This window comes from Stenotrophomonas sp. Iso1 (genome assembly GCF_027497995.1).
In the GTDB taxonomy this organism is placed as follows: Bacteria; Pseudomonadota; Gammaproteobacteria; order Xanthomonadales; family Xanthomonadaceae; genus Stenotrophomonas.
Genome location: NZ_JAODBT010000001.1, coordinates 224,266 through 246,548 on the forward strand (window position 1 = coordinate 224,266; position 22,283 = coordinate 246,548).

General features: G+C 63.7%; 19 protein-coding genes. 13 read left to right on the forward strand and 6 right to left on the reverse strand.

The window, feature by feature from the left end; translation table 11 throughout:
- Nucleotides 1-91 precede the first annotated feature (91 nt).
- The 4 genes from PAN08_RS00765 to PAN08_RS00780 all read right to left on the reverse strand — a co-directional run bounded on the left by PAN08_RS00765 (nt 92) and on the right by PAN08_RS00780 (nt 7,007).
- The gene (locus PAN08_RS00765) at nt 92-2,272 is read right to left on the reverse strand and encodes a TonB-dependent receptor (protein WP_269789650.1); all 2,181 of its coding nucleotides are present in this window, start codon (nt 2,270-2,272) and stop codon (nt 92-94) included.
- A 404-nt stretch (nt 2,273-2,676) separates the two neighbouring features.
- Nucleotides 2,677-3,558 carry a LysR substrate-binding domain-containing protein gene (locus PAN08_RS00770; RefSeq protein WP_269789651.1) on the reverse strand — a complete coding sequence of 294 codons (882 nt, stop codon included), beginning with the start codon at nt 3,556-3,558 and terminating at the stop codon, nt 2,677-2,679.
- A 118-nt stretch (nt 3,559-3,676) separates the two neighbouring features.
- A complete protein-coding gene (locus tag PAN08_RS00775; protein WP_269789652.1) occupies nt 3,677-6,091 on the reverse strand; it encodes a sodium:solute symporter in 2,415 nt (804 codons plus the stop codon).
- 58 nt (nt 6,092-6,149) lie between these two features.
- Complete coding sequence (locus PAN08_RS00780) at nt 6,150-7,007, reverse strand: CoA ester lyase (protein ID WP_269789653.1); 858 nt, start codon at nt 7,005-7,007, stop codon at nt 6,150-6,152.
- Between the two features lie 260 nt (nt 7,008-7,267).
- Between PAN08_RS00780 and xth the strand changes: the two genes are divergently transcribed.
- Nucleotides 7,268-8,041, forward strand: coding sequence for an exodeoxyribonuclease III (xth, locus tag PAN08_RS00785; RefSeq protein WP_269789654.1), 774 nt, complete (start codon nt 7,268-7,270; stop codon nt 8,039-8,041).
- Nucleotides 8,042-8,095: 54 nt separating this feature from the next.
- Here xth and PAN08_RS00790 read toward each other — a convergent pair whose 3' ends face one another.
- Entirely contained in the window at nt 8,096-8,350 is a 255-nt protein-coding gene (locus PAN08_RS00790; protein WP_269789655.1) for a GlsB/YeaQ/YmgE family stress response membrane protein, read from the reverse strand.
- Nucleotides 8,351-8,449: 99 nt separating this feature from the next.
- Here PAN08_RS00790 and PAN08_RS00795 point away from each other — a divergent pair, with 99 nt between their 5' ends.
- From PAN08_RS00795 to PAN08_RS00820, 6 genes are all read left to right on the forward strand, one after another.
- Nucleotides 8,450-9,043, forward strand: coding sequence for a 4'-phosphopantetheinyl transferase superfamily protein (locus PAN08_RS00795; protein ID WP_269789656.1), 594 nt, complete (start codon nt 8,450-8,452; stop codon nt 9,041-9,043).
- A 98-nt stretch (nt 9,044-9,141) separates the two neighbouring features.
- A complete protein-coding gene (gene rsmG, locus PAN08_RS00800) occupies nt 9,142-9,783 on the forward strand; it encodes a 16S rRNA (guanine(527)-N(7))-methyltransferase RsmG (protein WP_269789657.1) in 642 nt (213 codons plus the stop codon).
- 324 nt (nt 9,784-10,107) lie between these two features.
- Nucleotides 10,108-10,905: a ParA family protein gene (locus tag PAN08_RS00805; protein WP_269789658.1), complete on the forward strand. Its 798-nt coding sequence runs from the start codon at nt 10,108-10,110 to the stop codon at nt 10,903-10,905.
- The gene (locus tag PAN08_RS00810) at nt 10,905-11,819 is read left to right on the forward strand and encodes a ParB/RepB/Spo0J family partition protein (RefSeq protein ID WP_269789659.1); all 915 of its coding nucleotides are present in this window, start codon (nt 10,905-10,907) and stop codon (nt 11,817-11,819) included. Before PAN08_RS00805 ends, PAN08_RS00810 begins: the two co-directional genes overlap by 1 nt.
- A gap of 32 nt (nt 11,820-11,851) precedes the next feature.
- Nucleotides 11,852-12,160 (forward strand): helix-hairpin-helix domain-containing protein, encoded by a 309-nt coding sequence (locus PAN08_RS00815; protein WP_269789660.1) that lies wholly within the window; start codon nt 11,852-11,854, stop codon nt 12,158-12,160.
- A gap of 317 nt (nt 12,161-12,477) precedes the next feature.
- Nucleotides 12,478-13,443 (forward strand): SDR family NAD(P)-dependent oxidoreductase, encoded by a 966-nt coding sequence (locus PAN08_RS00820; RefSeq protein ID WP_269789661.1) that lies wholly within the window; start codon nt 12,478-12,480, stop codon nt 13,441-13,443.
- Nucleotides 13,444-13,556: 113 nt separating this feature from the next.
- On the opposite strand, the gene PAN08_RS00825 is transcribed toward PAN08_RS00820, so the two are convergent.
- A complete protein-coding gene (locus tag PAN08_RS00825; protein ID WP_269789662.1) occupies nt 13,557-15,500 on the reverse strand; it encodes an LTA synthase family protein in 1,944 nt (647 codons plus the stop codon).
- A 713-nt stretch (nt 15,501-16,213) separates the two neighbouring features.
- Here PAN08_RS00825 and PAN08_RS00830 point away from each other — a divergent pair.
- The 6 genes from PAN08_RS00830 (at nt 16,214) to PAN08_RS00855 (ending at nt 22,253) form a co-directional block, all read left to right on the forward strand.
- Complete coding sequence (locus PAN08_RS00830) at nt 16,214-16,936, forward strand: glycosyltransferase family 2 protein (RefSeq protein ID WP_269789663.1); 723 nt, start codon at nt 16,214-16,216, stop codon at nt 16,934-16,936.
- A gap of 2 nt (nt 16,937-16,938) precedes the next feature.
- Nucleotides 16,939-17,274, forward strand: coding sequence for a lipid-A-disaccharide synthase N-terminal domain-containing protein (locus PAN08_RS00835; RefSeq protein ID WP_269789664.1), 336 nt, complete (start codon nt 16,939-16,941; stop codon nt 17,272-17,274).
- A 107-nt stretch (nt 17,275-17,381) separates the two neighbouring features.
- Nucleotides 17,382-19,166 (forward strand): DUF885 family protein, encoded by a 1,785-nt coding sequence (locus PAN08_RS00840; protein ID WP_269789665.1) that lies wholly within the window; start codon nt 17,382-17,384, stop codon nt 19,164-19,166.
- A gap of 396 nt (nt 19,167-19,562) precedes the next feature.
- Nucleotides 19,563-19,946, forward strand: a complete 384-nt coding sequence (locus tag PAN08_RS00845) for a hypothetical protein (protein ID WP_269789666.1) — start codon at nt 19,563-19,565, stop codon at nt 19,944-19,946.
- Between the two features lie 55 nt (nt 19,947-20,001).
- The gene (locus tag PAN08_RS00850) at nt 20,002-21,282 is read left to right on the forward strand and encodes a TolC family protein (protein WP_269789667.1); all 1,281 of its coding nucleotides are present in this window, start codon (nt 20,002-20,004) and stop codon (nt 21,280-21,282) included.
- The gene (locus PAN08_RS00855; protein WP_269789668.1) at nt 21,279-22,253 is read left to right on the forward strand and encodes an efflux RND transporter periplasmic adaptor subunit; all 975 of its coding nucleotides are present in this window, start codon (nt 21,279-21,281) and stop codon (nt 22,251-22,253) included. The genes PAN08_RS00850 and PAN08_RS00855 overlap by 4 nt, the downstream gene beginning before the upstream one ends.
- Nucleotides 22,254-22,283 lie beyond the last annotated feature (30 nt).

A 22,283-nucleotide genomic window follows, 5' to 3' on the forward strand; every position in this document is an offset into this window, starting at 1 on the left:
AAACGCGGGTGGGTGGTGCAACACGCGCCGAAGTGGCACGCGAAAAAAAAGCGCCACCCCAGAAGGCGGCGCTTGTTGTTTCAAGGTCTGATCAGAACTTGAAGGTGTGCGACAGCGACACCATCCGGCCGCGGCCGGAGAAGTAGTTCTGCCAGCCCGGCAACTGCGACCAGGTCAACACGTACTGCTTGTCGAACAGGTTCTCGATGCCCAGCGACAGCTGGCCGTAGCGGCCGGTGTCGTAGTTCACGCTGAGGTCCCACAGCGCGTAGCCATAGGTGTTCTCTTCGTTCTCATAGACGTTGCCATTGGCCGGATTGGTGAAGGTCTCACGCAGATCGCGGTCGAAGGTCTTGCTCACGCCCAGGGTGGCGTTGAGCGTGTCCATCGGGGTCCAGGTCAACGAGGCATTCACCTTGTCCGGCGAGATGTCCAGGATGCCCATTTCCTTCTTCATGCCCGAGCCCGGGAAGTACTGGGTCTGGCCACGGATGCGCGAGTACAGGAAGGTCGCCTTCCAGTGCTCGTTGAAGGTCCATGCACTGTTCAACTCGAAGCCTTCGATCTCAACCGGTGCACGGGTGAGGATGAAATCTTCGGTGACCGAGTCGATGGTCAGGGTGGAGCCGAAGTCCGAGGTCGAACGGTACACGGAGGCACCGACCTGGCCCTTGGCACCGCGCCAGTTGAAGCCGATTTCCTTGTTCTCGGTGATCAGCGGCTGCAGATCGGCAATGCATGACACGGCCTTGCACGGGCTGTTGGCCTGGATGTTGCGCAGCGGGATGCCGACGTTGGCGATGCCGAAACCTTCGGAGTACGAGGCGAACACCGACCACTCATCGCTGATGCGCCAGATCGCGCCGAAGTTGGGCATGTTGGCCTTGTAGTCCATCTTGCCGCCCTGCACCGGGGTGTGGTCGCGGAAAGCCACGGTGGTGTAGCTGTCGATTTCCAGCTCGCCGTCTTCGCGACGGATGCCGGCATCCAGCGTCACCGGGCCGATGTCCCAGCTCAGCTGCGCGTACGGCGCGATGCTGGTGTACTTCATCGGCGGCACCCACAGGCGGTTGGTCAGTGCCAGGCGCTGCTCGGCGGTGTCTTCCACCAGGTCCAGACCGGCGCGCAGGCGCAGGCCTTCCACCTTGAACAGGTCACCGTAGGCATAGCCGAAGCGCAGGCCCTTCTTCTCGCTGTTGATTTCCGACTGGTCCCAGATGCGCTCGGCTTCCGGCGGTGCCGGCTTGGTCAGCTGGCGGTCTGCGCCGTTCTCGGGCACGTAGCGCATGGCCTGCTCGGCCCAGTACGCGTCAACGCTCAGGTCGCCGCCGAAGAAATCGGCATTGGTGTACTTCAGCGCGATCTGCTCGAAATCGTTGAACTCGGCCAGCGAACCGGCGATGGAGCCCTTCTCGGCGGTGTTGGTGGTCGGCTTGACGCAGCCGACGTCACCGGCGCGGCAACCTTCAACCGGAATGTAGTTGTGCTTGCCGCCGATGTGGAAGTTGCTGTAGCTGGCCTGGATGCGCTGCATCTGGCCTTCACCGAAGTTGTAGCCACCCTTCATGAACAGGTTTTTGCTGTACGAATCGGACAGCGAGCCGGAGGTGTTCAGGCCAACGCGGCGGCCGTCGCCGTCGTAGGCAACGCCACGGTCGATGTACGCGCCGCTGATCAGGAAGTCGGCGGCATCACCCTTGTAGGTGTGCATCACGCCGATCTTGGACTGCGCGCTGTCGTCCTTGAACTGGCTGCTGTAACGGGTGGACACGGTGGTCTGGTGACCGTCCACTTCCGGGTTCTTGGAGAGATAGTTGATCACGCCACCGGCGCCGCCGATGCCTTCTGCAGCCGACGGGCCGTTGATGACTTCAATGCGGCCAATCACGCCCATGTCGGTGAAGGTGCCGTTGCGGTTGCCTTCGCGCAGCGGGGAGCCCTGCGGCACGCCGTCGAACAGGCGCAGCGCGATGCGGCCACGCAGGGTCTCACCGGAGTTGCTCATCGCCTGCGAGGATTCCGAATAACCCGGCACCATGCGTGCGAGCACGGCGGTGGCGTCTTCGGTCAGGTTCAGGGTGCGCTGCACCTGCTCGGCGGTCACCAGGGTGACAGCGCCCGGCACCTTCTCGATGGCAACCGGCGTACGGGTACCGGTGACGATGACCTGGTCCAGGTTGACGGCTTGGTCGTTCTTGTCCTGTGCAAAGGCCGGGCTCATCACGCTGGCGAGCAGCGCGGCGCTGATGGCAGCCGAAAGTGGCTTGATCATGTAGTTCTCTCCCCCCAGATATGAAAGTGCGGCGAAGCTGGCTGGGGAGCCGACTGCACCCGATAGCGATGGGGACTGATGCCCCTTTGATTCAACCGTTTGGCCGCGAATGGCCCCGCAGAGGGAACCGCGTCGCAAGGCGCCGGCATTGGGCGTGAGACTAGGCGTCGCTTCTCGGTGATAGAAGCGCGGTTCTGTATGTTCACTGCCTAGGGTTTGTTGCGATTGAATGACGCGCGTAGACGGCTTCCCGGCAGAGCGGAGCGGGGCTCCGCCATAGCGCTGCAGGAAAGCCTTTTGCCGCGTTTTGAACGGCACTGCGGGGCTTCATTGGTGGGGATGAAATCCTCGTGTTCCGGACCACCCCGTTGCCGATGTTGATTCCCGCCGACAAAAACGCCGTCTTATTGCGGCGACTGCAACAACGCTGTGCGCGCTTCTTCCAGCAGCACGTTGACCTGGCGCAGGCGCACTGAAGCGCGTGACCAGACCATGCCAATGCGGCGCGGCTCACCCGGTTCGGGCAGCGGAATACTCACAACCGACAGGCCCTCGGGCCATGGCTTTGCCCAATCGGGCACCAGCGACACGCCCAGGCCACGGTCGACCATCACGGCGATGGCATTGAGCGCGTTCAGTTCAAACCGTTCGCGCGGCACGATGCCGTTCGTACGCAGGTACTCGTCGGCCTGGCGGCCGCCCCATTCGTGGCGGTCGTAGCGGATGAGCGGTTCTTCGCGCAGCAGCTGGTGCGGATCGCTGCCTGCCAGGCGTGCCGGCGCCAGCACCACCAGCGGCTCTTCGCGCAGCAACTGCCAGTCGCAGGTCTTGGGCAGCGAGAACGGCGCCTGCAGCACCATCGCTGCATCCAGGTCGCCGCTTTCCACTGCGCCATACAGATCAGCCGAATAACCCGGCTTGATGAACACATTGATCTCGGGGAATTTCACCACCATCCGCGCCAGGATGTCGGGCAGCAACCCGCCCAGTGCGGTGGGGCAGGCACCCAGACGCAACTCACCGGCCATGCCGCTTTCATTGGCGACGCTGCGCAGATCGGCGACGTTGCGCAGCAGGTCGCGGGCGCGCTGCAGGATGCGCGCCCCTTCCTCGGTGACGCTCACGGTGCGCCCGGCGCGGGCGATCAGCGGTGCGCCCAGCTCGCGTTCCAGCGTGCGGATCTGCTGTGCCACCGCCGCCGGAGTGATGTGCAGCGAGCGTGCCGCTGCTGCCATCGAGCCACGGTCCACGACGGTGACGAATGTATTGAGAAACTGGGTTTCCACGATTTGACCTCTTGAAACGCGCTGGATGCCACCGAAGTCAGGCCCTCACTGCCCGTGTGCGGGAGTGAGGGCCAAAGGCGAAGGGGTCAATTTTACGGCCACCGCGCTGGTCGGGGTTTCACGCGGCATCCTGCTTGTAGATCGTCAGGCCCTTCAGCGAACGGGTCGGCGCCGGGAAGAACAGGCTGGCCACGTAGCCGATCACGATGCACAGCAGGATGGAGATGGCCAGGTAGAAGTACGGGTGCACCAGGCTCATCGACCAGCACACCGTGGTGATCACGATGCTGCCGGCCACACCGATGGCCACGCCCTGCCAGTTGGCACGGCGGGTGAACATGCCCAGCGTGTACGCGCCGGCAAAGCCGCCACCCAGCAAACCGGCCAGTTCGATGGACACATCGAACAGCGAATGGATGTCATAGCGGCTCATCAGCAGTGCGATGCCGATTGCGATGAAGCCCACCACCACGCCGATCCACTCAGCAAAGCGCACGCTCTGCTTGGGCGACGCCTTCTTATTGAGCTTTTCGTAAAAATCGACCGAGGCCAGCGTAGAGACGCTGTTGATGATGCTCGACAGCGTGGACATGGCCGCCGCGAAGATGCCGGCAATGATCAGCCCGGTCACGCCAGCCGGCAGTTCGGCAGCGATGAACAGCGGGAAGGTGGCATCAATGGGCAGCAGCGGGTTCAGGCGTTCGGGGTTGTTCTTGTAATACACCCACAGCGCAGTGCCGATGCCGTAGAACACGAAACCGCCGGGGATCATCATCGCCGCGAAGGTCCAGATCGACCGGCCAGCTTCCTTGTCGGACTTGGTCGACAGCACACGCTGCATCAGTACCTGGTCCTTGGGGAAGGTCAGCACCACATCGAACACCACCAGGAAGATGAAGCCCCAGATAGTGGCCTTGGTCAGGTCGAAGCTGAAATCAAACAGCTGCGTCTTGTTCTCGGCCATGGCCGTGGCCAGGAACTCCGGCACCCCGCCATTGATCTGCTGGATGATGAAGCCGATGGCGAAGAGGGCGCCACCAAACATCACGAACACCTGCACGAAGTCGGTCCAGATCACCGCTTTCATGCCGCCCATCGTGGTGTAGATGATGGTGAACACGCCCATCAGCATGATGCTCCAGACCACATCCACACCGGTGATGGTGGAGATGGCCAGCGCCGGCAAGAACAGGATCACGCTCATGCGGCTGCCGATCTGCATCACGATGCACAAACCGCTGGCGAGCATGCGGATGGCCGGGTGGAAGCGGGTTTCCAGATAGGAGAACACGCTCATCAGATCCAGCCGGCGCAACAGCGGCACGATCCAGATAGCCACGAACATCAGGCCCAGCACCGCGATCAGGTTGTTGGTCAGATACTGCCAGTTGGTCTCGAACGCCTTGGCCGGGATGGCGATGAAGCTGATCGAGCTGGTGTTGGTGGCATACAGGCTGATGCCCGCTGCCCAGAACGGAATGCTGCGGCCGCCGACAAAGAAGTCCGCGGTGTTGCCATGCTTTTCCTGGAAATAGAACCACGCGCCGATGCCGAGCATCGCGGCCAGGTAGACGATGATCACCGCCCAGTCCAGCCATTTCAGCAGGTGCTTGCCGCCCTGGATTTCAAAGGTGTGGACCTTGCCATCCGCTGTTGCCCAAACCAGGCCATTGCCGTAGCTGCCGACCGTGACCGCAGAGGCCGTGGTGGTGTCCGGCTGCGTTGACCAGGCACTGGTGATGGTGTGGAAGGTGCGGGCGTTGATGTTGCCGGCGGCATCACGTACCTGCATCAACAGGTGGGCCTGGCCGAGTGCACGCATCGAATCAGGTACCACGGTTCCCTCGATGGCCGGCATGGCTTGCCAACCCTTGTCCACGCTCCAGCGCCACAGCTGCTGCGGCCCGTCGAGCGGCCCGGACGCCACATACAGCGCACCCTTCTGCCCCTGCAGGGCGACGGCGGGGGCGTTGTCCGGCCAGTTGTCCTGGGCCTGCCATTGCAGGCTGTTGGCCGGTTTGCGGTACAGATGGGTGGCGCCGCTGGCATCCACGCCTGCCACATACAACGCCCCCTCCAGCGCAGCCAGGTGTGCGTTGTTCAGTGGCATAGGCAGTGGCAGTGATTGCCCGCTGCTCAGTGCATCACCGCGCAACGTGATCAGCTGCAGCCGATCACTTTGGCTGTCGTTCGTACCCAGCAGCAGCCAGTTCGCACCATCAAGGTTGACGTTGCCGCGGATCGCGTTGACCGGGAGCGTGTCCGCCTGCAGCGTGCTCCACCCTTTCGCGCTCTTGTCCAATGCCCACAGGCTGTTGCCGGACAGCGCAAGCAGGCGCCCGTCCACGTTCATCAGGTGCTGCACCGGAGCGCCATCGGGCAAGGACGGCAGCGAGCCGCTCTTCACCGAGGTCATGTTCTCAGCAGAGGCGATACCGCCCAATGCCAGCAAAGTCACGGCCACGAGCAGACGGAAGCCGAAAGTGAAGCGCTGCCTCAGGATGGCCGCTGTGTTGGCCGCAAGCTTGGACATGGGATGGACCCCGAAAGGAAAACAGATATGACGGCGGGCCGTCACGAATCAGGAAAAATCAGGCCTGAGCCTGGCTGGCCCCGGCGAGAATGGCCTCGGCCCGCCGCAGAAACGGCAGATCGATCATGCGGCCTTCGAACAGAAACGCACCGCGGCCCTGGTCACTGGCCTGTTGTGCGGCGGCCACGATACGCCGGGCTTCATCGACCACCGCCTCGGGCACGCTGAAGATCTCGTTGGCCAGCGCCACCTGACGGGGATGGATGCAGCTCTTGCCGATGAACCCCAGCTTCTGCGCCATCTCCGCTTCGGTGCGGAAGCCGTCGGCGTTGGCCACATCGGGCCAGGCGCCATCGCAGGCAAACACACCGGCTTCGGCGGCGGCCATTTTCACCGTGAGCAAGGTGGCGTGCACGTTTGCCGGGTCGCGGGCGATGCCATTGGGGGCGAAAAGGTCGCCCAGTCCCAGCTGCAGGCCGGCCACGCGTGGATGCGCGCCGGCCAGTTCGGCCGCCAGGCGCAGCCCACGCGGGGTTTCGATATTGATCAGCAGGCCGATCGGGCGGCTGACGCCATTGGCCGCTTCGGCCTGTTCCAGCGCGGCAACCACGTCGCGCACCTGCGCCACGGATTCGATCTTGGGAATGTTGAGCAGCCACACGCCCGACACGGCCATCGCGGCCAGGTCGGCGCTGAAATGCGGGCTGTCGGTGCCATTGGTGCGCACGATCACCAGCTTGCCGCTGGCGGTGATGTCGGTACGGGCAAGGAAGTCAGCCACCTGTTCGCGTGCGGCCTGCTTGCCGGACTCGGGTACCGAATCTTCCAGATCGAAAGACAAGGCATCAGCCGCACTGGCCATGGCCTTGTCGAACAGTTCCGGACGTGCGCCGGGCACAAACAGCTTGCTACGCATGGGGTTCCCTCTAAACCTTGCGAGGCAGTCTGCGCGGGAATCGGAACACTGTAAAAGTGTATTCCCCGACATTCACTAGATAGTTTTTGTTTCCAGTTCGCGGGTCCGCGTGAATCTCACTTTAATGAATAGGGAGTAGGGCCCGCGTGGCGGCAAATGCCTGCGGAGGTTGCCTCAGGCTCCCTTCCTTGAGCCGAATATGGAAGGAGGGTGGGGGAAGGGAGCGTTCGGCCCTCGTCCATCTCGCTAGAATCCCCTCCATGAAAATCGCATCGTGGAACGTCAATTCGCTCAACGTCCGCTTGCCGCACCTGGAACAGTGGCTGGCCGACTTTGCCCCCGACGTGGTCGGCATCCAGGAAACCAAGCTGGAGGACCACAAGTTCCCGGACACGCGGCTGCTCGAACTGGGCTACCGCAACGTGTTCGCCGGGCAGAAGACCTACAACGGCGTGGCGCTGCTGTCGCGCGACCCGATTGAAGACGTGCAGATCGGCATTCCCGGTTTCGAGGACGAGCAGAAGCGGGTGATCGCCGGCACCGTCAACGGTGTGCGCATCATCAATCTGTATGTGGTCAACGGCCAGGACGTGGGCACCGACAAGTACGCCTACAAGCTGCGCTGGCTGGCGGCGGTGCATGAGTGGATCGCCGCCGAGCTGCAGAAGCACCCGCAGCTGGTGGTGATGGGCGATTTCAACATCGCACCGGATGCGCGTGATGTGTACGACCCGGCGGTCTGGGACGAGAACCACATCCTGACCTCCACCGCTGAACGCGGCGCCTTGCAGAAGCTGCTGGATCTCGGCCTGCACGATGGCTTCCGCCTGCACAACCAGGACGGCGGCATCTTCAGCTGGTGGGATTACCGCGCCGCCGGTTTCCGCCGTGACCTGGGCCTGCGCATTGACCTGACCTTGGTGTCCGACGCGCTCAAGCCGCGCGCAATGGCGTCAGGCATCGACCGGGAGCCACGCACCTGGGAACGCCCCAGTGATCATGCCCCGGCGTGGGTGCAACTGGCCCAAGTCTGAAACGAACGTGCCCGGCCATTGCTGGCCGGGCACGGGTGTTCACCGCAATCACTATCAGCGAATGCTTTTACGGGTGAACAGATTGACGATGGCGAGCAGGATCACCGCGCCCAGCAGCGACAGCAGGAACGAGCGCAGGGTGATGGCGCCATTGATGCTGCCGCCACCGAAAATGAAGCCGGCAAGCATGGCACCCACGATGCCGACGACGACGTTCAGGATGATGCCCTGCTGCGCATCGCGGCGCATGATGAGGCTGGCCAGCCAGCCTACGACGCCCCCGACGATCAACCAGATGATGATGCCCATGCGTAAATCTCCCTGCCTGAAAGCACCTCGGGCGGTGCGGTGGCTACAGTCAACGCGCTTGGCTGTGAAAGTAGTGTTGATCCCGCAGCAGGTCTGCGCATGACGGAGGCCGAGCAGCCCCGCTGGTGGTTCGATCCGGTGCGGGTCTGGCTGTTGCCGCATACCCCGGGCACTCGCGGCGAGCCACAAGCCCGCGAGCTGCTGGCCCGGCAACTGGGCCATGCCCCGCAGTCGCTGCCGCTGACCCGCGATGAACGCAGCCGGCCGTGGCTGATTGGCGAGCTGTCCCATTACGGCACCGGCTGGAGTCATAGCGGTGGTCATCTGTTGGTCGCATTGGGCGAGGGTGCCCGCCTGGGCGTGGACCTGGAGCGGCAGCGCCCGCGCAAGCAGATGCGGGAAGTGATCCGCCGCTTCTTTCATCCCGAGGAAATCGCGTGGCTGGATGGCCTGGACGAAGCGGGCTGCGAGCATTGGTTCTTCCGGGTGTGGTGTGCCAAGGAAGCGTTGCTGAAGGCACACGGGCACGGGATTTCATTCGGTCTGGAAAAACTGCGTTTCGCACCAGACGACGCCGGTGCATTGCGCCTGGTGTGGTGCGACCCGGGCTTGGGCGACGCGACACGTTGGCATCTACATGAGTGGCAGGCCACACCGGAGTTCCGCGCGGCACTGGCGTGGTACCCGTTGTGAAGGGTTGACCGCGAGGCGGCCGGCGGGAAAGGGCAACGGCACGAACCAGCCCAGCCTTTAGCGCAGAGCAATCGCCGACTCCTGCGATAATCCCCGCCATGAACGACACCACCCTTCCGCCTGAAGTCGCCACCGACCTGCACAACGGCCTGCAGGCCATGGGCCTGGACACCGCGCTGGCCAAGCCACTGCTGGCCTACCTCACGCTGCTGGCGCGCTGGAACCGCACCTACAACCTCACCGCCATCCGCGACCCGCGCGAAATGGTCACCCGCCACCTGCTCGACTCGCTGGCGATGGTCCCGCACGTCGAATCCGGCACGCTGGCCGACCTCGGTACCGGCCCCGGATTGCCCGGCATTCCGCTGGCTATTGCCCATCCCCAGCTGCACGTCACGCTGGTGGAAAGCAACGGCAAGAAAGCCCGTTTCCTGCGTGAAGCGGTGCGCCATCTCGGCCTGGGCAATGCCCGCGTGGCCGAATCGCGCGCCGAAGCGTTGGACGAACCCGGTGCTTTCGACAATCTCACCGCCCGCGCCATGGACACCCTGGCTGGCATCATCGAAGTCGGTGGTCACCTGCTGCGCCCTGGCGGCCAGCTACTGGCGATGAAGGGCGTCTACCCGCACGAGGAGATCGCCCAGCTGCCGGCCGACTGGCAGGTGCTGGACGTGCGCCCGCTGCAGGTACCCGGCCTGGTTGGTGACCGTCATCTGGTCGTGGTCGAGCGCAAAGCCTGACCCCAGGTGGGCCTCAAGCCAGCGTTCAAACTCAGCAGTAGTGCCGAGCCACGTTCGGCAAGGGCTTTCCCGGCCAATCCCGGCGGAAGGCTCCCCAGCGCTGCTCCCTCTCTTTGGCGGCAGGCCAGGAGAGGCTGGGGAAGCGTGCTTTCCCGCACGCAAACAGCACGCAACCGGGCAAACACCCCACGACGGGGCCACACGACCGGCCAGCAATAAGGGTTTTCCCGACCGCCGGGCGGCACCCGCGCGGACGCCGATTTCCGCCTTGGCGCTGGTACCCGCATAATGAACAGTCCAACTCCGCCTACGAGGCTCTCCTGCATGGCTCGCATCATCGCCATCGCCAACCAGAAAGGCGGCGTCGGCAAGACCACCACGGCCGTCAATCTGGCTGCTTCCCTTGCCGCCGCACCCAAGCGTGTGCTGCTGGTCGACCTGGATTCGCAGGGCAACGCGACCATGGGCAGTGGCGTGGACAAGCGTGAAGTCGCTGCCTCCACCTGCGACCTTCTGCTGGGCGAGAACACCGCCGTCGAAGTGCGTGTGCAGACCGCCGAGGGCTACGACCTGTTGCCCGGCAATATCGACCTGACCGCCGCCGAGATCCAGCTCATGGACCAGGGCGAGCGCGAGCAGCGGCTCAAGCGCGCGCTGGCGCCCATCCGCGACGAATACGACTACATCCTCATCGACTGCCCGCCGGCGCTGTCGCTGCTGACGCTCAATGCGCTGGCCGCCGCCGACTCGGTGATCGTGCCAATGCAGTGCGAGTACTACGCGCTGGAAGGCCTGAGCGCGCTGGTACAGACCATCGATGCGCTGAAGATCAACCTGAACCCGGCGTTGGAAATCGAAGGCGTGCTGCGCACCATGTTCGACGTGCGCAACAACCTGGCCAACGCCGTGTCGGCGCAGCTCACCGAGTACTTCGGTGACCGCGTGTTCCGCACCATCGTGCCGCGCAACGTGCGCCTGGCCGAGGCGCCCAGCCATGGCCAGAGCATCGTCGGTTATGACCGCACCTCGCGTGGCGGCGTGGCCTACCTGGGCCTGGCCGGCGAGATCATCCGCCGTCACAACGAACGCAATCAGCCCTCCCGGGCCGTGGAGGCTGTCTGATGAGTAGCGCCAAGAAGCGCGGCCTGGGCCGTGGCCTGGATGCCTTGCTGGGCCCGAAGGGCTCGATGACACAGGTGTCGGTGGCCGCTGTGGCAGAGCCGCAGCCGGGCGAGGTGCTACGCAAGCTGCCCGTGGACCAGCTGCAGCCGGGCAAGTACCAGCCGCGTCGCGACATGGACGAAGGCAAGCTGGCTGAGCTGGCCGAGTCGATCAAGGCGCAGGGCATCATCCAGCCGATCCTGGTGCGCCAGATCGAGGGTGGCAAATACGAAATCATTGCCGGCGAACGCCGCTGGCGCGCTTCGCGCCTGGCCGGGCTGGACGTCGTTCCGGCCGTGGTGCGCGAGCTGGAAGACCGCACCGTCATCGCGATGGCGCTGATCGAAAACATCCAGCGTGAAGACCTCAACCCGCTGGAAGAAGCCGAAGCGCTGGCGCGGCTGGTCAGCGAGTTCACCCTGACCCACGCCGAAGCGGCGCAGGCCGTGGGCCGTTCGCGCGCATCGGTGTCCAACCTGCTGCGTTTGATCGACCTGCCCATCGGCGTGCGCGTGCTGCTGGAAACCCGGCGCCTGGAAATGGGCCACGCCCGCGCGCTGCTGACATTGGCGCCGGAGTTGGCCACCAAGCTGGCCGAAGAGGCCGCCGACGAGGGTTGGTCGGTGCGTGAAGTCGAACACCGCGCCCAGCAGTTTGCTGCCGGCAAGGTGCCCGGCGCACGCAAGGCCAAGCCGTCGCCGACCGCGCCGCAGGCCGATATCGCCTCGCTGGAAACCGAACTGTCCGAATCGCTGGGTACCAAGGTGGCCATCAGCCACGGCCGTGGCGGCAAGGGCAAGCTGGTCATTCACTACACCGATCTGGACACGCTGGAAGGCGTGCTGGAGCGGCTCCGCACTCGTCAGCAAGGCTGACGTTTCATTCCCCCTGAGGTGCCTGCAAGTCAATGAACCCCACCAAGGTCGACCGCAACCATCTGTTGCGTCTGACCGACCTGCCGAATGTCGGGCCGGCCTGTGAGAAAGATCTCCGTCTGATTGGAATCCGTGTCCCGGCGCATCTGCGTGGGCGCGATCCATACGACATGTACGCCCAGCTGTGTCTGAAGACCGGCGTGGTGCACGACCTCTGCGTGATCGATGTGTTTCTGTCCATCGTCCGCTTCATGGGTGGCGAGGCGCCGCAGCCGTGGTGGGCGTTCAGCAAGGAACGCAAAGACACCTTGGCCAAGGAAAAGCCGCTCACCATGTGGTGAGGCATCGAGGTAGGTATTGGGCGGTCGCGCGTTGTGGGTGCGGCCGTTCAATCAAGGCGCCTGCGGACAGCCCGCTTTTGGCTTGAATCAGCGAGTGATCGGCACGCGGTGGCCCCGTGTTGCCGCGGCATCTGCGGCTAGGCGTATGGAACGGCACTGGGCAAGGTTGAAGTCCCTTGCCATGCTGGTCGCCGTGGCGTTGTATCGGTGGTGGATGAAGCAGAAGCTTGGCATCGGAACACACCGCCGCCCGCATTTTGGCAACATCTCCAGCCCGGCGCAGAATCCGGGCGAGGCGCACGACAGGAAATGTTTAGATGACCCTTCTCGTCACCGGCGCCGCCGGTTTCATTGGCGCCTACACCTGCAAAGCGCTGGCCGCACGCGGTGAGCATGTGGTCGGGCTGGACAACTACAACGATTATTACGACCCACAGCTCAAGCGCGACCGCGTGGCTGCGCTGTGCCCGCAGGTGGATATCCGCGCGCTGGACCTCACCGACCGCGACGGCCTGGCCGCGTTGTTCGACGAGGTCCAGCCGACGCGGGTGATCCACCTGGCCGCGCAGGCAGGCGTGCGGTATTCACTGGAGAATCCGCACGCTTACGTCGAAAGCAATCTGGTCGGCTTCGTCAACATGCTGGAGTTGTGTCGCCACCGAGGGGTGCAGCACCTGGTGTATGCCTCCAGCAGTTCGGTCTATGGCGATTCGGCCACACCACCATTTTCCGAAGACCAGCGTGTGGACCAGCCGCGCTCGTTGTATGCCGCCACCAAGGCCGCCAATGAGTTGATGGCTCACACCTACGCGCAGTTGTACGGCTTGCGTGCCACTGGCCTGCGCTTCTTCACCGTGTACGGCCCGTGGGGTCGGCCGGATATGGCGCCGTTGCTGTTCTCGCGTGCGGTGCTGGCCGGGCGCAGCATTGATGTGTTCAATGACGGCCACATGCGCCGCGATTTCACGCATGTTTCTGACATCGTGGCCGGCATTCTCGGCGCGCTGTCGCATCCCAGCACCGAGGCCACGCCGCATCAGCTGTTCAACCTCGGCAATCACACGCCGGTGGAGCTGGAGCACTTCATCGACGTCATCGCCACGGCGGCTGGGCGCCCTGCGCAGAAGGTCTACAAGCCGATGCAGCCGGGCGACATGGTGCAGACCATGGCTGATACCGCCCGCGCCAAGGCCGCGTTCGGCTACGAACCGCTTACGCCCATCGAGGCCGGCCTGCCACCGGTGGTGGCGTGGTGCCGTGAATACTTTGGCGCGGATGCCTGATCGGTTTAGGTTTGGCTTTATTCGTTCATCATTCCCGCCAGCGCGGGAGTGATGAGCAAACCGGCGCCAGCTCATCCGTCTGAGCCACGCATTTGCTTTTGACGTTGTGCCGACTAGTTCCCCGCCGGTGCTGTGTCCCCAGGAACGACCGCCGCTGCTGGCTGCAGACTGCGGGACGGCAGCGTATAGCGCTGTTGGGTGTAAGCCCAACTGGGCCATAACGCATGGGCCAAGGCCAGTTTGGCCAGTGTCGGGTCCACGCTGGTTGACGTCAGCGTCTCGCTGTCACGCTGATAGCGGAATTGTTCGGCGGGCTGTTGTGGCTGCAGCACCAGCAACTGATCACCCTGCAGATAACCGTGGTTGTCGCCGTACTGCATGACCGCGCGGTCGGGGTGGCGCTGGGTGAGGTCAACGCCCAGCATCGGGTGCGCGCTGCTGATACCGATCAACGACAGCAGCGTGGGCGGCAGGTCGATCTGGCTCACGATGTGCTCGTCGCGTTGTACCGGCACGCCCGGCCCAAGAATCAGGGCAGGAATATGGAAGTGCCTCACGGGAACGAGGCTGGCACCGAACACGCGCGAATCATGGTCGGCCACGACCAGGAAAATGGTGTTTTCCCAATAGGGGGATTGTTTGGCGCGGGCGAAGAACTGCCCAAGCGACCAATCCGCATAGCGCGCGGTGTTTTCGACGCTGGCGGCCGGCTGGCTGGGCTGGATGCGTCCAGCCGGGTACTCCCACGGCGAATGATTGGAGACGCTGAAAGCCATGGTGAAGCGAGGTTTGCCATCGTCCTGCATCAAACGGTGATGCAGCTCGTTGAACATGTCTTCGTCTGACGCACCCCACGAGCCGACGAAGCCCGGCTTCACTTCAAAGCGGGGCCGGTCGATCACTTCGTCAAAACCATTGCCGAGGAAGAACGACTTCATGTTGTCGAAGTGCGCCTCGCCACCGTAGAGAAAGCGGGAGCGGTAACCAAACTCACCGAGCAGGTCGGCAAGCGTGAAAAAGCCGCTCTGGCTGCGCGGAAGTTTCAGTACCGCCTCTGCCGGCGTGGGCAGAAAGCCCGTGCTCAATGCTTCCAACCCGCGCACCGAACGGGTGCCGGTGGCATAGGCGCGGGCCAGCAGCCAGCCATCCTTGGCAAGCGCATCAAATTGCGGTGACAGCGGCTGCCCGCCCAAGGTGCCGATGTACTGCGCGCCCAGGCTTTCCTCCACGATGACCACCAGGTTCAGCGGTTTGGTCGGCGTTGCCGTGGCCTGTTGCAGGTGCACGCTGGGATGCGTGGGGTCCAGCATTGGACCTTCCATTCCGGCAGCGCTGCGCACGAGCTGATGCATGTCCGCTTCCGGCATCGTGCCGTAGACATCGGTGGCTGAGCGCTCGTTGGTCATGCCACGGATGGCGTGGATGACGTTGTAGAGAGAGTTCAGTGGCAGCGCGTTGACCATCGCATCGTCGCTGAACGCCACTTTCGAGGCATTCAATGGACGGTGCTCCAGCGTGCCGCGCGCGGCCAGGAACAACACCACGAATGCCACCGCCGTGACGACCACACGGAGCCAGGGCTTCAGCGAGATGGCATCGCGTTGCGCACGCAGCCAGCGGAACCCGGCCCAGCCCAACAATGCCATCGCCAGCGTGGCCAGCAGTAGCACGCCCTTGTAGCCGTGCCACAGCATCGCCGAGACCTCCTGCGGACTGTTGAGGTACTCCACATAAAGCCGGTTCGGGCGGGTGTCGTATTCCAGAAGAAACTGCGGCGTGGACACTTCCAGCAGCACGAACAGCAACCACCACAGCCGGTACCACCATCCGGTGATGCGCGTGGGCCAGTGCCGATGGCCCAGCCACGGCGACAGCAGCGCCGGCACGGCGCAGACCATGGCCAACAGGCTCAGGTCGATGCGCCATCCGCCAAGCAGAATCGGCCACAGCCCGCCGGCCGGTTGCACCCGCGACCATAACCACAGGGACAGCGCCACGCGGCACACGGTCAGGAAAATCAGGGTGAGCAACAGGAAACGCCAGGTGAGCTTGCGCAAGGTTGAAAGTCCGTTTTGGGTGGCAGAGCACGCCGGGTGGCCTGCCATCGTCCCTGCGAGTGAAACAGCGGGGGAGACCGTCATGGGCGTCACATGACGCGAAAATCTTATCCTGAATGCTTGCCTCGATGGCAAGGTCTACGACGAAGTGGCGGAGAAAGCTCCTCTCCTGCCTGCGGGAGAGGGGTTGGGGTGAGGGCGTCCAGATCAGAAGAAGTGGATAAGCCATCGGCTGATCCGAAGCAGAGCGCCAAGCTTAAAAAAGCAAAAGCGCCGCTCATCCGCCCCCACGGGGCACCTTCTCCCGCATACGGGAGAAGGGATGAAATCAGGCATCTCTGTTTCTCCCGCATCCGCGTGGATGCATCAACCAAGCCGCTACGCCACCGCTTTTGCACATGTTTCTGACATCGCGGCCGGTAGCCTTGCAGGGCTGTTGTACCCAGCGTCGAGGCCAGCATCTGCCCCGATCTCCATACCCCCCGTGGAGCTGGACACTTCATCGACGCGATCACCGCCGCTGCGGAGTGACATGGCGCAAGCCATCATTGCTTTCAGCGCGGCACTGGCCCCGTCGATCGAAGCGAACCTGTCACCGGGGATATGGCATGGCGCCGCAGCTTTTTTTGATCACGCGCCTGAAATCACGTTCCGCTACGTTGTGCCCAGGAATTGCGTGGTTCTTTTTCCCTGCACTGCAAACGGATCCAGCGATGAACCAACCCCTCCTTTCGGTGGTTGTCCCCGTCTTCAACGAGCGCGATAACGTCGCGCCCCTGGTCAATGAAATCACCGCCGTGCTGCGTGGGCGGCTGCCGTTCGAGATCGTCTATGTGGACGACAATTCCCGCGACGACACCCTGCAGGTGCTGCAGGCGCTGAAGCTGGCCAATCCCGAGCTGCGGGTGCTGCACCATGTGCAGCAGAGCGGCCAGAGCACGGCAGTGCGTACGGGTGTGAAAGCCGCGCGTGCAGCGTGGATCGCCACGCTCGACGGCGATGGGCAGAACGACCCGGCCGACCTTCCCAAGCTGCTGGCCGCGCGTGATGCCGCCGAAGATCAGGTCAAGCTGTTTGCTGGCTGGCGCGTCAACCGCCAGGACAGTGGCTCCAAGCGCTGGGCCAGCAAATGGGCCAACGCCATCCGCGCGCGCATGCTGCGCGATGACACGCCGGACACCGGTTGCGGCATCAAGCTGTTCGAGCGCGAGGCGTTCGTCGACCTGCCGTACTTCGACCATATGCACCGCTATCTGCCAGCGCTGATGCAGCGTGCCGGCTGGAAAACAGTGAGCGTGCCGGTCAACCATCGTCATCGCACTGCGGGCGTGTCCAAGTACAACAACCTGGGCCGCGCACTGGTCGGTATTCGCGATCTGCGTGGTGTGGCGTGGCTGATCGTCCGCAGCAAGCGCACGGCGGTGGAGGAAATCTGAGCATGGATTTCATGAACCAACCCTTGGCGTGGCTGGAGTGGACCGGCGTGCACATGTCGCCGTGGAAGCTGATTGGCCTGACCGGTGCGCTGATGTTTGGCGGCCGCTGGCTGGTGCAATTCGTTGCCTCGCGCCGCGCCGGCAAGCCAGTGATCCCTCGGCTGTTCTGGTACATGAGCGTGCTGGGAAGCCTGATGACGCTGAGTTACTTCGTGTTTTCGGCCAAACAGGATGCGGTGGGTGTGATCCAGAACCTGTTCCCGGCGTTCACCGCCTTGTACAGCCTGCGCCTGGACATCAAGCACCGTGGCTGGAAGCGCGACAGGGCCGAGTACTGAAACCGGGCGCGTTTCCGGCAGATTTGCCGCCCGATTCGGTCTAGGTCGGCCAATGGGTTCAATGCGATGATCGGGATGAATCGTTGTTCATCCGGGGAATCCTGATCGTGAAATCGTCGTTGACCGCTGCATTACTGCTCGCCCTTGGCCTGAGTGCCACTCCCGCTTTTGCCGCCAAGCCGGCAGCCCCGGCCACATTGGCCGTGCAGAACACCGATGCGCAGTTCAAGGCGATTTACGAAAAGGAATGGGCCTGGCGCCAGACCGGCGGCGGTGAAGCCAGCGAGGACAGCGACGCCCCGGCCAACGCGAGCACGCTGCCGGATGTGAGTGCACAGGCGCATCAGGCGCGCTTGAAGGTATGGGACGACGTACTCGCGCAGCTCGAGGCCATCGACCCGACGACCTTGTCAGCTGAGAACCAGATCAACTACGCCATCTACCTGTATCAGGTCGAGAACCTGGCTGACGAAGTGCGCCAGCGCACCTACGAAATGCCGTTCAACTCGGATTCCTCGTTCTGGTCGAACTTGAGTTTCATGGCACGGCGCGAGATGAAGACCGCGGGCGACTACCGCAACTACATCGCACGTTTGAATGATGTGCCGCGCTATTTCGACCAGCAGATGGTCAACATGCGCGCGGGCCTTGAGCGTGGTTTCAGCGTGCCGCGCGCGGTGCTGGAAGGCCGCGACGTTTCCATTTCGACCGTGGCCGGACTCAAGGATCCAACCGAATCACCGCTGTACGAGCCGCTGAAGAAGCTGCCGTCCAGCATTCCGGCGGCAGAACAGCAGAAGCTGCAGGCCGACGCCCGTCAGGCCATCAGCGGCAGCGTGGTGCCAGCCTTCGGCAAGCTGCTGACGTTCTACCGCGAAGAATATGTGCCGAAGTCGCGCACTACCCTGGCCGCCGAGAAGATGCCGGGCGGCAAGGAGTTCTACAGCCAGCAGATCCGCGAATACACCACGCTGGATCTGAGCCCGCAGGAGATCCACGCCATTGGCCTGAGTGAGGTCAACCGCATCCAGCGGGAAATGAACACCATCATCGACAAAGTGGGTTTCACCGGGAAAAGCCCGCAGACCCGCTTTGCCGATTTCCTCGAATTCCTGCGCACCGACCCGCAGTTCTACGCCAAGACCCCGGACGAACTGCTGTGGCGCGCTGCGTGGATTTCCAAGCGCGTGGATGGCGTGATCGGCAAGTACATGACGTTGCCGCGCGCCCGCTTCACCATCGTACCGGTGCCGCCGGACATCGCCCCGTTCTGGACCGCGGGCCGTGGTGGCATGGGCACGTATTGGCTCAACACTTACAACCTGCCGGCACGACCGCTGTACAACCTGCCGGCACTCACCCTGCATGAATCCGACCCGGGTCATGCGCTGCAGGGTGCGCTCGCTGCTGAGCAGGGCGAGCAGCCGGAGTTCCGCCGCTACAACTACATTTCCGCCTATGGCGAAGGCTGGGGCCTGTACACCGAAAAGCTGGGCGTGGAGATGGGCATCTACCAGACGCCCTACGAAGACTTCGGCCGGCTGACCTACGAAATGTGGCGTGCCGCGCGTCTGGTCATCGACACCGGCGTGCACCACTACGGCTGGGACCGCGAGCAAGCCATCGCCTATCTGCGTGACCACACCGCGTTGAGCGAACACGAAGTCACCACCGAAGTGGATCGCTACATTTCGTGGCCGGCCCAGGCACTGAGCTACAAGTTGGGCGAGATCACCATCGTCAAACTGCGTGCACAGGCCGAGAAGGAACTGGGTGACAAGTTCGACATCAAGGGTTTCCACGACACCGTGCTCAAGCTCGGCTCGGTACCGCTGCCGGTGCTGGAGCAGCAGGTCAAGGCGTATATCGAACAGCGCAAGCGCGCGAAGTAAACGGGATAGGCAGAAGCGCCCTCATCCGCCCTACGGGCACCTTCTCCCGCACGCGGGAGAAGGGACGGCGCGATCTGCTCGCAGGTGCCAGCGCTGTTGCAGAAGCCAGCGCTGCTACAGAGGTCATTGATGTTGCAGAAGTTAGTGCTGCTATAGAAGCCAGCGCTGTTGCAGAAACCAGTGCTGCTGCAGAAACTAGTGCTGCTGCAGAAATCAGTGCTGCTACAGAAGCCGGCAACTCTCCCTTCTCCCGTGTACGGGAGAAGGTGCCCGCAGGGCGGATGAGGGGAGTCTTTCCTGTGCGCTGGCAATTGCATAGCCAATAAGGCCTCAGCATTCAGCTTTGCCGTTCCTTGCGATTGTGTAACCCCTGCCGCACCCGCTAGTCTGCGCACCATGCCGCGTTCCCTGCGCCACCGCCGTCTATACCTGCTGCGCCTGCTGATGCTGGCGTTGGTTGGCTTGGGCGTGTTCGGTACGTCGCTGGCATCGGCATTGACCGATATCCACATGCTGTCGCACACCGATATCGGTGTTGGCGTGCATGATCACGACGACGCCGCATTGGCGGCCGCTCCAGACGCGGAAGATGCCGCCAACGCGTTGTTGCATGCGTTGGTGCATTGCGTGGATTGCCACGGTCACGGCGGCGTATTGCCGCTGTTCACACCAGCGTGGCAGCTGTCACCACCGCCGGTCCAGCATGCCCGCGTCGCTTTGACGTCGCAGTTGGCTTCGCAGCCCGCCGAGAGTCTGTTCCGCCCCCCGATAGCCGCCTGACGTCCCGGCCACTGGCCGGCTGCCCACGTCTATAACTGTTATCTGGAGATTCCCCATGTGGATGCGTCTGGTGGCGATTGCCGCCTTTGCGCTGGCTCCGCGCGTGTACGCGCAGGAACCTGTGCCCGCTGTACCGTTGACCCTTGATGCGGCCATCGCCCGCGTCGCCCTTGATCATCCCGACCTGCGTCTGGTCGATGCACAGCGCCCGGTGCTGGACGCACGCCGCGACGCGGCTTCGCTGCGGCCGCCGATGGAAGTGGGTGTCGAACTGGAAAATCTGCTCGGTAGCGGTGATGTCCGTGGCGTGCAGGGCGCCGAAGCCACCGTGAGCCTGTCCGGCGTGCTCGAACGCGGCGGCAAGCTGGACGCACGCCGCCTGCTTGCGCAGGCCGGCATTGATGCACTGGCGCCGCAGCGTGCCACGGCGCGACTGGACCTGCTGGCAGAAGCGGCACGACGGTATCTGGACGTTGCTCGCGCGCAGGGCGCACTGGATATCGCCCGGGTCGATATCGAACAACGGCGTCGCGCCGTGGATGCCGCCCGTGTCCGCCTGCAGGCCGGTGCTTCGCCCGAGTCGGTGCTGTTCACTGCACAGGCGATGCTGGCCCAGGCCGAACTGGACCGCGACCGCGCCACTCAGGAAGCTGCTTCGGCACGCTTGTCGCTGGCCGCATTGTGGGGCGCGCGGCAGGCCGGTTTCACCGCTGTCACCGGCAATGCATTGCAACTTCCGGCGCTGCGTCCGTTCGATGTACTGGCTGATGAACTGCAGCGCGCACCGGAGTTGGCCGAACTGCTCGGCGAACAACGCATCCGGCAGGCACAGTTGCAATTGGCGCGTACCGCATCCAAGCCCGATTGGAACTGGCAGGTCGGTATGCGCAACAACCGCGCCGACAGCGCTACATCGATGGTCGCTGGCTTCAGCATTCCGCTGGGCAGTGCCCGCCGCGCCGCGCCGGGAATCCGCGAGGCCGAGGCCAATCTCGCGCTTCTGCCATACGAGCGCCAGGCACGGCAGCAGCAGCTTTACGCCACGTTGGCCGAAGCGCATGGCCGCTATGCCGGCGCGCGACTGGAAGTGGAACGCATGAACCGCGACGTGCTGCCGCAACTGCAGAAGGCTGAGCGTGCCGCCGAACGCGCCTGGCGCGCTGGTGCCGCCAGTTACATGGAATGGGCCCAGTTGCAGGCCATGCGTGTCGAGGCGCGCCAGCGGCAGCTGGATTCGGCCACCGCCGCACACACCGCCCTGATTGAAATCCAGCGTCTCACCGGCCAGTCGATGGTCACCGAAGACGTCACCGTTGCTGTGGAGAACGCACGATGAACCGCACTATTTTCACCGCCACCCTCGCCCTGCTGCTGACCTTGACGCTGAGTGCATGCGGTACCGACAAGCCGGGTGACGCAGCAACACCGCAGAAAGAAGACGCTGGCCACGACGAAACGGGCCACGGCCATGAGGAAGGCGAGAGCGAGACGGACGGGACGACCATCAAGGCAGCGTTGGCCGAGCAATCCGGCATCATCAGCGCGCCCGTACAGGCCGGCACCATCGCCGACGAACACGAAGTACAGGGCTTGCTGACGCCGGTGGATGGCCGCGTGGCCCAGGTGATGGCGCGGTTTCCGGGGCCGATCCGGACGTTGCGCGCCAACGTGGGTGATCGCGTGCGTGCGGGCCAGCCGTTGGCCAGCATCGACAGTAATCTCAGCCTCACTACGTACAGCATCAACGCGCCCATTAGTGGTGTGGTGCTGGCACGGCAGGCTCAGGTTGGCGCGGTGGCAGGCGAAGGCACGCCGCTGTTCGAGATCGGGGATCTGTCCGAGTTATGGGTGGACCTGCATATCTTCGGCGCTGACACGCAGCACATCACTGCCGGCGTGCCGGTCACTGTTACCCGCATGACCGATGGCGTCAGCCAGGGCACCACGTTGGAACGCGTGTTGCCGGGTACCGCCACGGCCAGCCAGAGCACGGTGGCGCGTGCCACCGTGCGCAACGACGACGGTTCGTGGCGGCCGGGTGCAGCGGTCACCGCACGCATCGTGGTGGCAATGCAGCCGGCTGAGAAAGTAGTGCCGTTGTCGGCACTGCAGACCATGGAAGGCCGCGATGTGGTGTTCGTGCGCGACGGCGAAACCTACACCGCGCGCCCGGTGATTCTGGGTGCGCGTGATGCCTCCAAGGTCGAAGTGAAAAGTGGCTTGGAAATTGGCGAGCAGGTTGTGGTCGAGCAGAGCTACGTGGTCAAGGCCGATATCGGCAAGGCGGGGGCCTCGCATGAACATTGATCGCAATGCCGCCATGAAGGGAGGGCCGGG